We start from the raw sequence: 10332 nt of genomic DNA, 5'->3' as shown, positions 1-10332 counted from the left end.
AAGATCTAAAAAGTGCATGATTAGAGTGTTAACACGGATATTAAATAAAAGCCCCGGAAAACCGGGGCTCATGTTAAAGTTTTTTCGAGACATTTTCATTTATGCTTGACAGTGTTTTTGAAAAATTTAGATACTTTAGTAACGACGGAATTTTTTCATGCCCTGCGGAGAAATTCACCGCCCGTGACGCTGTAGATGCCTCTCGGCGTACAGCGGATCTCCGGAATAACCGGGAGCGCCATGAAAGAAAGTGTAATGAAGGGATCCATATCCTCGGGAACGCCCATCCGGTGTGCCTGACGGATCATCTTTCGAAGCTTCTGATTGACATAGCTGTAGCTCCTGTCGGAAATCAGTCCCATGATCGGAAGCTCAAGGGTGTCACAGACCTCACCGTTTCGGATGATCGTATAGCCGCCGTGCGTTCGTTCAAGTTCCTTTACCGCAAGAAGGATATCCCGGTCGTTGTCTCCGATGACGATGATATTATGACTGTCGTGAGACACCGAAGACGCGATCGCACCCTCCCGCAGTCCAAAATTCTGTACCACACCTACGCCGGTTTTTCCGGTCGCCTTGTGCCGCTCAAAAACCGCGATCTTGTCCAGATCGCCATTTGCCTCAAAATAATCCTTCCCAGGCAAGAGCAGATCCCGCCGCTCAGTGAGAATCTGTCCCGGGATCATGCGAATCACCGGGAAGGGATTCCCGTCCAGGCGTATTTTCAGCTTTTCCGGATCGAGCTTCCCGAGGTGGATTGTATCTGTCAGCTTTGACGGACATGGCGCAGGCTTTACTCTTTGCTCTCCTCTGATCAGTTTTCCTTTGTAGAAGACCATCCGGGCATTGAAGTCCTTGATAGAATCCCAGACCACAAGGTCTGCGTCATACCCGGGCGCAACTGCTCCGGTTCTTCTCAGCCCGTAGCATCGCGCCGGCTGTATTGTCGCCATCTTGACAGCGGCGATTGGACTGATGCCCATACTGACAGCCTTGCGGACGTTGTGATCGATGTCGCCCTCCCGAGCAATATCTTCGATGTGTTTGTCGTCCGTGCAGAAACAAAAGCCCTCGGTATTTGTATTGTTCTCTACAATGCCCTTTACTATCATTTCCAGATTCCTTGCGGCGCTCCCCTCCCGGATATGACAGGTCATGCCCATGGAGCGTTCCTTCATGACGTATTCATAAGTGGTGCCCTCGTGATCAGTGGTCACACCGGCCATGACATAGGCGGCAAGCTCCTCATCCGACAAATTCGGAGCGTGGCCATCCTTCACTTTGCCGTCAAACAGCTCCAGCTTACGGTTCATCTCCGGATCCCCATTGATGACAGACATGCAGTCCATCACCTCGCCAAGACCAAGAACACGGCGGTTTTTCAGATAAGGAGCCATCTGATCCGCAGTCAGGGTACAACCGTTGTCATCAATCGGTGTGGACGGGACGCAGGAGGCGATCATCACGTAGACGTGTGCGGGACAGTTCTCCGTCTGGGACAGGAGATAATCGATTCCGGCTGTCCCTGCCACGTTTGCCACCTCGTGAGGATCAACGATAAAGGTAGTGGTTCCGTGTGCCGTTGCCTTGGCAATCAGCACCTGCGGATTTACGAGTGTCGACTCCAGGTGAAGATGCGCGTCAATAAATCCCGAGGTAAGATACTGGCCCTCCAGATCAATTTCGCGCACACCGTGATAATCTCCGATTCCGACAATCATGCCGTTTGTAATTGCGACATTCCCTTCCTCCACACGGTCGGTAAATACATTGACTATTTTCGCATTTTTCAGAACAAGATCTGCCTTATCTAGCTTCCTTGCCGCTCTGGAGCAGCCGATATACTTCGTAAGTTCCATACCATATCACCTCCGTATCGGAACGACACACTGTCTCTCAGATTACACACTGCATTCCCTAAGCCGCTTACCTCTTTGCATCGTTCAGGCGAACCGCCGCAATGGATAAGTTTCCGCGATGCGGAAGCTGCAGGCAGCTTCCGTGCCGCTAATGAACTTGCCCACTGGTGAGCAGGCACCGTAAGCCGGGAATATTGCGACTGGACTTACACAAGAATGATCAAGGGCTCACCGCTGACCGATATCCGCCCCATGCTCACTTCTACTTCTGTGCCGTCAATCAGGTTTGTATAGATGCCGTCTGGTATCTCATAGGGCTTTACGGAAAGAAGCCCTGTCTCTCCCCGGAGCGAAAAGATTCCGACAGCTCTCTTACCGGTATCCCCCGCTGTTCTGTCCGCGTTCTCCGTGCGGATTCCGATCAGAATGTCCCTGTCCTCCGCCTGCAGATGGATACTGCAGTCTGCCGCAAAATTTTCTTTTCGGATTTGGAAAAGCTTCTGAAGCAGAGGCGTGATATCTTCTCCTTTCCAGGAAATATTATCTCTGTCAAACAGTCCCGGTGTGTGGTCCGCACATCTTTCCTGTCCATTATAAATCAGAACAGTTCCCTTCTGAAAATACTGAAACGCTGTCCAGTTGCGGAGCGCCTTCTCGTCACGAATCATGTAAGCAGCCCTGAGCTGGTCATGATTCTCAAGGAATCTCAGTTTGTCGTAATTGTCGGGATAGATACACTCCTGAAGGTTGACAGCATCCGCGTACTCTTTCAGCTTCTTTGAGCCAGTCAGATAATCGTAGAAGATTCCGTGAATGTCATATGCATAGCTGATATCGAATGCCTGAAAGATTTCCGAATCCGACGCGCAGGGAATGCCGTGTGAGCGGTTAAACGAGATAAACTCAGGTTCCACAGTTTCTGCCAGCCAGATACATCCCGGATGTACCTCCTCCACAGCTTCTCTCGCCGCTTTCCAGAACGCAACCGGAACAAGCGGAGCGACGTCACAACGGAATCCGTCGACCCGGTATTCCCCTGCCCACATTTTCAATGTGTCAATCTGATACTTCCACAGATCATGGCAGCTGTAATCCAGGTCAATGACATCCCACCAGTCTCCGATCCGGTTGCCAAAGCTTCCATCCGGTTTGTGATAAAAATATTCCGGATGCTCCTTCGCGAGAACACTGTCGGGGGAAGTATGATTGTATACGACGTCTATGATGCATTTCATGCCATGGTCGTGGATTGCATCCACAAGATGTCGAAAATCCTCTGCTGTTCCAAATTCAGGATTTACCGCGCGGTAATCCCGGATCGCGTACGGAGACCCCAGACTGCCCTTCCGGTTTTTCACGCCACACGGATGAATCGGCATCAGCCAGATGATATCTGTTCCCAATGCCTTGATCCTGGGAAGGTCCCGACGAACCGCGTCAAAGGTACCTTCTTCGCTGTAGTTTCTTACAAAAACGGAATAAATCACATCATTTCGTAATTCTTTTGAAGTATTGTATGCCATCGTTTTATACCTTTCCGTTCCCGCCTCTGTCAGATGCGGGTATTTACTTTTTGTATGCTCCACTTGCGTAGCACATCCTGTCTGTCTATAACAGTATATCGCCGGAGAACTGTTCCTTCAAACAGAAATTAGAAAAGCTCCGGAGGCTCTGTCACGTTAAATTCTTTGTGTGACTGTGCTTCCGAAGCTTGTCTGTTTTGTAATGCTTTTAAATTTTCTCGATTTATAAGAGATCAGGAAGAGGTGCGCGGATAACTCCGGCACAATTCAGATCCACCGGAATTACTTTCCTGCAACCTGAGCAGCTACCTCAGCGGCGAAATCCTCGTTCTTCTTCTCAAGTCCTTCTCCGGTCTCGAAACGAGTAAAGCCCTTGATGGTAACTTTGGCATTGTTCTCTTTTGCTACCTGCTGAACATATTTCTCAACAGACTGCTTGCCGTCCTCAGCCTTTACGTATACCTGATCAAGAAGAACGATCTCCTTCAGTTCCTTGTTGACACGGCCCTTTACGATTCCCTCGATCACTTTCTCAGGCTTCTGGGATTCCTTGGGATCGTTCATGATTGCAGCGCGAAGAATCTCTGTCTCATGCGCGATGTAGTCTGCCGGAACCTCAGCGTTGCTTGTGTACTGCGGTCTCATGGCAGCGATCTGCATGGCAACATTCTTTGCCATCTCTTTGATTGCGTCATTTACGACATCTGTCTCAACATCAACCAGAACGCCGATCTTTCCATCCGCATGATTGTAGGTTGCTACAAATCCGTTCGGCTCCTCAACCTGTGCGAAACGACGGATATGCATATTCTCGGAGATAACGGCGATCTCTGCGTCAAGCTCTTCCTTAACGGTCTTGCTTGTGTCGAACTTCCAGGGCTCTGCCAGGAATGCGTCGATATCTGCAGCGGTTGTTGTCAGTGCCTGATCTGCAACCTGTGCCACATAGGAACGGAACTTCTCGTTCTTGGCAGCAAAGTCTGTCTCGGAATTTACCTCAACGATAGCGGCCTTTTTGCCATCATCAGCAGCCTTGAACATAACAATACCTTCTGCGGCGATACGTCCGGACTTCTTCTGTGCCTTTGCCATACCGTTCTCACGAAGCCATTCAACCGCCTTATCCATATCTCCGTCGGTGTTCGTCAGGGCCTTCTTGCAGTCCATCATTCCGGCACCGGTCATTTCTCTTAACTCTTTAACCTGAGAAGCTTTAATAGCCATTTCGAATTCCTCCTGTAGGTTGTATGATTAATTATTCTGCCTCTGCGGCTTCCGCAGCAGCTTCCTCTGCAGCCTCATCGCCGGATTCCTGTGCCATTCCCTGCTTTGCTTCAATGACAGCATCTGCCATCTTGGAAACCAGAAGCTTAACGGCACGAATCGCATCGTCATTTCCCGGGATTACATAGTCGAGGTCTTCCGGATCACAGTTGGTATCGCAGATGCCGATCAGAGTGATTCCCAGTGCGTGAGCCTCTTCAACACAGATGTGCTCCTTCTTCGGATCTACAACAAAGATAGCATCCGGGATCTTCTTCATCTCTCTGATGCCGCCGATGTTCTTAACGAGCTTCTCCTGCTCTTTCTTCAGACCCATGACTTCCTTCTTCGGAAGAACATCAAAGGTCCCGTCCTCTTCCATCTTGTCAATCTCATTCAGGCGGGCAATACGTGTCTGGATGGTCTTGAAGTTCGTCAGCATTCCGCCGAGCCATCTCTCATTGACATAGAACTCACCGCAGCGCTCAGCCTCAGTCTTGATGGTATCCTGTGCCTGCTTCTTTGTTCCCACAAAGAGAATTCTGCCGCCGTCAGCGATGATGTCCGCAACAGCCTTGTAAGCCTCATCTACCATTCCTACAGACTTCTGAAGGTCAATGATATAGATGCCATTGCGCTCTGTGTAGATGTAGGGAGCCATCTTGGGGTTCCATCTTCTTGTGAGGTGTCCGAAATGTACACCGGCTTCGAGTAACTGCTTCATTGAAATTACGCTCATAATATTTCTCTCCTTTTGGTTTTAAACTTCTGCACGGTTCAACTTGCCGGGGAACCTCGTAAAAGGCACCACCCCGAAAATTTCCGCGCATGCTTTCTAAACAGCTTTCCAATTGTAGCACAGTTTTTCTTCTTCCGCAAGGATATAATTGCAGGCATTTTTATGTTATACTTTGGAAGTTTTCCGCGCAACACGAATGGGAGCGCAATCGCACAATCATACAGGAGTATATGCAATGAACAAAAAAAATTCAGATCTGATTTTCACCCAGTACAGACTTTGTTTTGACAGTGCAGCAGCAGGCGAAATTTACGGCTTGGATTCACTGCAGAAAGGCTTTTCCGATTTCAAAAAGAACTGGAATGCGGATGATGCGGATTTTCCAGCGATGCTTCGAGCATCTACGTCTGGAATAAGGGCATTTCTTGATACTCCGATGCACCGCTCTCTCGAGGGTATTGCCGCACTTGCCGAGATCCCGGAAGAAACATCATTTGTCAGAGAACAGCTGATCCGACTCTTCTATACGGAGGATCACGGTGATCTGGAACTGCGCGCTTCCCGTATCCTTGATTTTCGGAACGACATTAACGCCCGGATCGGCCGGCGATTTGAGGGGAAAACTGAATTTGAGCAGACCTCAGTCTCTGTTTTGAATCTTCTCACAGCATTTTCTCCTTCTGATAATTATTTCTATAAAAAAGAAGCTGCTGATCTTTTCGCTCAGGCGACGGAATTCGGGGATTATTTCATGTATGGCAATCATTTTTCCCTTAAGGGTTACTACAAAATGTGCGATAACCTTCTGGAGGAGGTATGGAATTATCCTGAAATTCTGAAGCTCCATCAGAACCGTATGGCGGATTTCCCCGCAGAATTCAGCAATAACCTCCATTTTCTGGCTTATGATATTCTCGACTGTGCGTACCGGAACGACTTCTATTCGCATCTGCGCATCCGGTCCTCCTTTACAGATGAATGGATGGAAAGAGCGAAACGGGCCAGAGAGCTTGCCGGGCGTATCGATGAGATCCGCCGGGAACTCTCTGTGAAGAAAGCACATCTGGAAGACCTGCTCTCTCTGCAGCTTCCGGCAGTAGACGGAATTTCGGTAGTACACCGTGCCTTCGGCTCCGGCACTGTTTCTTCGTGTGTTAACGGACGTATGACGGTTCGTTTTTCGGATACAGAAAAAGCCTTCCTGTATCCGAAGGCTTTTCTGTCAGGCTTTCTGAAGCCGGTTGACGATTCTATACTGGAGCAGCTTCGAAGGATTACACAGGCAGAGGAAGCGTGTCCGATGCTTGAGCTGGAAATCAGTGATCTTGAAGAACAGCTGGCGGATGCACAAAAAGCTCTGGAGGAATGATTCTCAGTACATCTCTATGTATTTTTATATTCCAGTATCCTGAGGATGTAATCATACATTCTCCTGGCAGAGGAAATTGACAGCCGTTCCTGCGGGGTGTGAATATTGAAGATATCCGGTCCCATGGAAACCGCATCCAGGCCGTGAATCTTCCCGGCAAGCAGACCGCACTCCACACCGGCATGTATTGCCTCTATGACGAGTTCCTTCCCGAACATCTCACGATATATCTTCGACATCCGCGTGCGCAGCTTAGAGTGCTCGACCCATTCCCACGGTGGATATGCACCACTTTCAACCACCTTTGCCCCGTAGGCTGACGCGATCCAGCTAATTTTCTGAATCAGTGCAGCGAGTGCCGATGCTACAGAGCTCCGCACTGAAGCACACATTGAAAATTCGTCGTCAGACAGGCTGGTAATTCCCCAGTTCAAGGAAGTTTCCGTAAGTCCCTCTACTTCATCGCTCATACGCTGGACTCCGGAAGGAAGCGAGTTTGCCAGAGCAATAACTTTGCGGGTGTCTTCCACGGTCAGTGGATCTTCATCCGCTCTGGATTCCGGAGTGCCGGACGCCTCTTCTGCCGTGATCTTAAGACCAGGGTCAGCCGCCCGGTATTCCTTTTGAATATTTTTTTCGCTGATCTGAACGGAATGCATGAATTTTGAAAAATCCTCAACCACAGCCGTTGCAGATGCCTCTCTCGGAATCGCATTGTCCTTTGTCCCTGCGGTCATCGAGATCAACCGCACATCCGTGTCACGGGACGCTTCCATTATTGTCCGGAATAAGAGAAGCATCGCATTCGCCCGCCCCTTGTGTATTTCCGTACCGGAATGACCGCCTGTGAGACCGGATACGTGAAGCTCCACTCTCTGTCCTTTAAATGGTTCCCGGGTGATTGGAAGAATCACCTTTTCGGACGCGCCGCCGGCACAACCGGCCAGAACAACACCTTCTTTTTCAGAATCAAGGTTTAAAAGGAGATGGCCCTTTAATGGGGAACAATCGATGAACTTCGCGCCATCCATCCCTACCTCCTCACCAACGGTAATCACACACTCCAGTCTCGGATGTCTCAGTGTCGCGGAGTCCAGAATGGCCAGAATGTACGCAACCGCAATTCCGTCATCACCGCCGAGAGTCGTCCCTTTTGCGGAGATAAAATCACCCTTGACGTCAAGATCAAGCCCCTCGTTCGACATATCCTTCGTCACACCCGGATTTTTTTCACAAACCATATCCATATGGCCCTGAAGAATGATAGGCTCCTGATTTTCATATCCCTCTGATGCTTCTCTTATGATAATTACATTGTTCAAGGCGTCCTGATAATGCTCAAAACCGTGTGCCCGGGCAAATTGAATCAGATAATCACTGATTTTCTTTTCCTTTCCGGAAGGTCTCGGTATCGCCGAAATCTCCTCAAAATAGCGAAAAACCTCCGCAGGTTCGATTCCCTCCAGAATTTTTCTGTCTGACATTCTTTTTCCTCCTGATCCTTATCTATTGATAATAAGAAAGCAGCTCAAATCCATGATATGTGAGCAGCTTCATTATTATGTCCCCGGTACATCAAACGAGATAAAAACACGCTGCGCGAGTTTTATCTCGCTATCGCGACGATCGCCGCACACGAATACTTCGCATTCGGCTGCGGCTCACTGTTCGCGTAAATAAAATTTAATTTTACGAAATAACCGTGTGATTCAGCCACTTACCGGAACGATAACGCAGAGAATATACAATCCCACGCACCAGCCAGTCAAGTGACATACCGATCCATACAGCGATCGGTCCGAAACCGAACACACGAATCAACACTGTGGTCACAAGAACCCTGCAGCACCACATGGTTATGCTGGACGCGATCATGGAAAATTTCACGTCTCCGGCAGATCGCATACCGTAAGCAGGAATAAACGCCGGTATCCAGACAATTGGCTTTACAATAGACACATAGATCAGCATGTTAAAGCAGATATCAGCAGCTTCCGGATCCATACCGGCAAGCCACATCACAGGTTTTGCAATCACAAAAACAATAGCGCAGGAGACGAGCACGACAACTTCAGCGATCATGCTTATCTTTACAATGTAATACTTTGCCTCTTCTACACGTCCTGCACCAATACACTGACCAACAACGGTCATCAGACCGATACCGATTCCTATGCCACCGATGCCGTTCAGGTTTTCAAGGATGATCATCATTGCATTCGCTGCAATATTAATTGTTCCAAGGGTCGATACGCTGGACTGGATTGCCAGTTTGCCAAACTGAAACATTCCGTTTTCAATTCCGGAAGGAACACCGATCGACAGAACTTTTTGGATCATCCGAAAATCTGGGCGTATACGCAGATAATGATCGATGACAATCGGCTGTCTGGGTTTTCTGAGGAAGCAGAAAATCACAACAGCGCTGAAAATGCGGGACAACAGGGTAGAGATAGCCGCTCCTGCAACCCCCATATCAAACCCGAAGATCAGAACCGCATTACCGAATATATTCAGACAGTTGGAAATTACGGACAGTGTCATTGGAAAACGGCTGTTTCCACCCGCACGGTAAAATGCCGCTCCTGATTCAAAGAGCGCAAGGAAGGGGAAAGAAATCGATGTGTAGAAGAAATACGTCACACCGTTTTCCATGACAGCTGGATCAACCGAGCCGAATACAAGCCCGAGAAGTGGCCTTCGGAGTATCAGACAAAGGAGTGCCAAAGGGATGGAGATCATCAATACCGTGAGTACCACTTGTCTTGCAGCGGCATTACACTTCTTGAAATCCTTATGTCCGATATACTGTGAACAGATGATCGTTCCTCCGGCAGCCATTGCGGAAAGAATCTGGATAACCAGGATGTTGATGGAATCGACCAGAGAGACTGCAGAAATTGCTTCACTTCCGGCTCTTGTAACCATCATGGTATCTGCCATACCCATGAAGGAGGTCAGAAGCTGCTCAAGCATCAACGGATACAGCAGCTTCCAGAGCTCGGCTCTGGTAAAGGTCAGGTTGTTCCAGTTGATACGATCAGACTGGTAGAAATGGTCCCTGAATTTGGAAAACATGATAATAAACCCCGATAAAAATAGATGTTTTCGATTATATAGTTTACACCTGTTGCCTTCGAAATCGCATACAGTCTCTTACAGACGCTTCGCATGCCCAAAAACTGTCCGCTTGACGACGGCTTTATGCAGTAAACAGCCATACGATACATCGTGCCACACACTGTATAAGTCCCCACGTCACTTCGCTGCTTCGCAGCTTCCGTGACTAATACAGTAACGCCCATTCGATAAGTCGTGCCACACACTGTATAAGCTACGGATTGCTCCGTGCTTCGCACTCCCGCAATCCTACAGGCATTCGCACTTCCGTGCCGCTTACGCGTCACTTCGTGCTCATACCTGTTGCCTTCGAAATCGCATACAGTCTCTTACACACGCTTCGCGTGTGACGATCCTGTCTGCGTTTTCGAAGAGCTTATACAGTAAACCCCCATGCCCCGCAGGCGGAGCACCACAATAGATATAGCCTGTATTCTGAAAACCCATTATACTACCTCC

7 protein-coding genes are annotated in these 10332 nt (G+C 48.9%); 1 reads left to right on the top strand and 6 read right to left on the bottom strand.

Going from position 1 to position 10332, the window contains the following annotated elements:
- Nucleotides 1-155: 155 nt before the first annotated feature.
- The 4 genes from ade to rpsB form a co-directional block, all read right to left on the bottom strand.
- The gene (gene ade, locus ACTQ3A_RS13575; RefSeq protein ID WP_441495164.1) at nt 156-1859 is read right to left on the bottom strand and encodes an adenine deaminase; all 1704 of its coding nucleotides are present in this window, start codon (nt 1857-1859) and stop codon (nt 156-158) included.
- Nucleotides 1860-2065: 206 nt separating this feature from the next.
- Nucleotides 2066-3445, bottom strand: a complete 1380-nt coding sequence (locus ACTQ3A_RS13570; RefSeq protein WP_441495344.1) for an alpha-amylase family glycosyl hydrolase — start codon at nt 3443-3445, stop codon at nt 2066-2068.
- A gap of 219 nt (nt 3446-3664) precedes the next feature.
- On the bottom strand, nt 3665-4606 hold the full coding sequence (tsf, locus tag ACTQ3A_RS13565) for a translation elongation factor Ts (protein WP_441099136.1): 942 nt from the start codon (nt 4604-4606) through the stop codon (nt 3665-3667).
- A 31-nt stretch (nt 4607-4637) separates the two neighbouring features.
- Complete coding sequence (gene rpsB, locus ACTQ3A_RS13560; RefSeq protein ID WP_441099137.1) at nt 4638-5384, bottom strand: 30S ribosomal protein S2; 747 nt, start codon at nt 5382-5384, stop codon at nt 4638-4640.
- A gap of 235 nt (nt 5385-5619) precedes the next feature.
- Here rpsB and ACTQ3A_RS13555 point away from each other — a divergent pair, with 235 nt between their 5' ends.
- A complete protein-coding gene (locus ACTQ3A_RS13555) occupies nt 5620-6753 on the top strand; it encodes a hypothetical protein (protein WP_441495163.1) in 1134 nt (377 codons plus the stop codon).
- Nucleotides 6754-6767: 14 nt separating this feature from the next.
- On the opposite strand, the gene ACTQ3A_RS13550 is transcribed toward ACTQ3A_RS13555, so the two are convergent.
- Together ACTQ3A_RS13550 and ACTQ3A_RS13545 are read right to left on the bottom strand one after the other, a co-directional pair.
- Nucleotides 6768-8237, bottom strand: a complete 1470-nt coding sequence (locus ACTQ3A_RS13550; protein ID WP_441495162.1) for an aminoacyl-histidine dipeptidase — start codon at nt 8235-8237, stop codon at nt 6768-6770.
- A 205-nt stretch (nt 8238-8442) separates the two neighbouring features.
- A complete protein-coding gene (locus tag ACTQ3A_RS13545; RefSeq protein WP_441495161.1) occupies nt 8443-9831 on the bottom strand; it encodes an MATE family efflux transporter in 1389 nt (462 codons plus the stop codon).
- Between the last annotated feature and the right edge of the window lie 501 nt (nt 9832-10332).

The sequence above is a fragment of the Bilifractor sp. LCP21S3_F8 genome (assembly GCF_052117805.1).
In the GTDB taxonomy this organism is placed as follows: Bacteria; Bacillota; Clostridia; order Lachnospirales; family Lachnospiraceae; genus Bilifractor.
The sequence above is the reverse complement of the archived record's forward strand: the minus strand, read 5'-3'. Positions and strand labels throughout refer to the sequence as shown.

What these genes read in the sequence shown, in the direction of transcription:
- ade (WP_441495164.1), bottom strand. Translation starts at nt 1,859, where the DNA reads ATGGAACTTACGAAGTATATCGGCTGCTCCAGAGCGGCAAGGAAGCTA.
- rpsB (WP_441099137.1), bottom strand. Translation starts at nt 5,384, where the DNA reads ATGAGCGTAATTTCAATGAAGCAGTTACTCGAAGCCGGTGTACATTTC.
- tsf (WP_441099136.1), bottom strand. Translation starts at nt 4,606, where the DNA reads ATGGCTATTAAAGCTTCTCAGGTTAAAGAGTTAAGAGAAATGACCGGT.
- ACTQ3A_RS13545 (WP_441495161.1), bottom strand. Translation starts at nt 9,831, where the DNA reads ATGTTTTCCAAATTCAGGGACCATTTCTACCAGTCTGATCGTATCAAC.
- ACTQ3A_RS13555 (WP_441495163.1), top strand. Translation starts at nt 5,620, where the DNA reads ATGAACAAAAAAAATTCAGATCTGATTTTCACCCAGTACAGACTTTGT.
- ACTQ3A_RS13550 (WP_441495162.1), bottom strand. Translation starts at nt 8,237, where the DNA reads ATGTCAGACAGAAAAATTCTGGAGGGAATCGAACCTGCGGAGGTTTTT.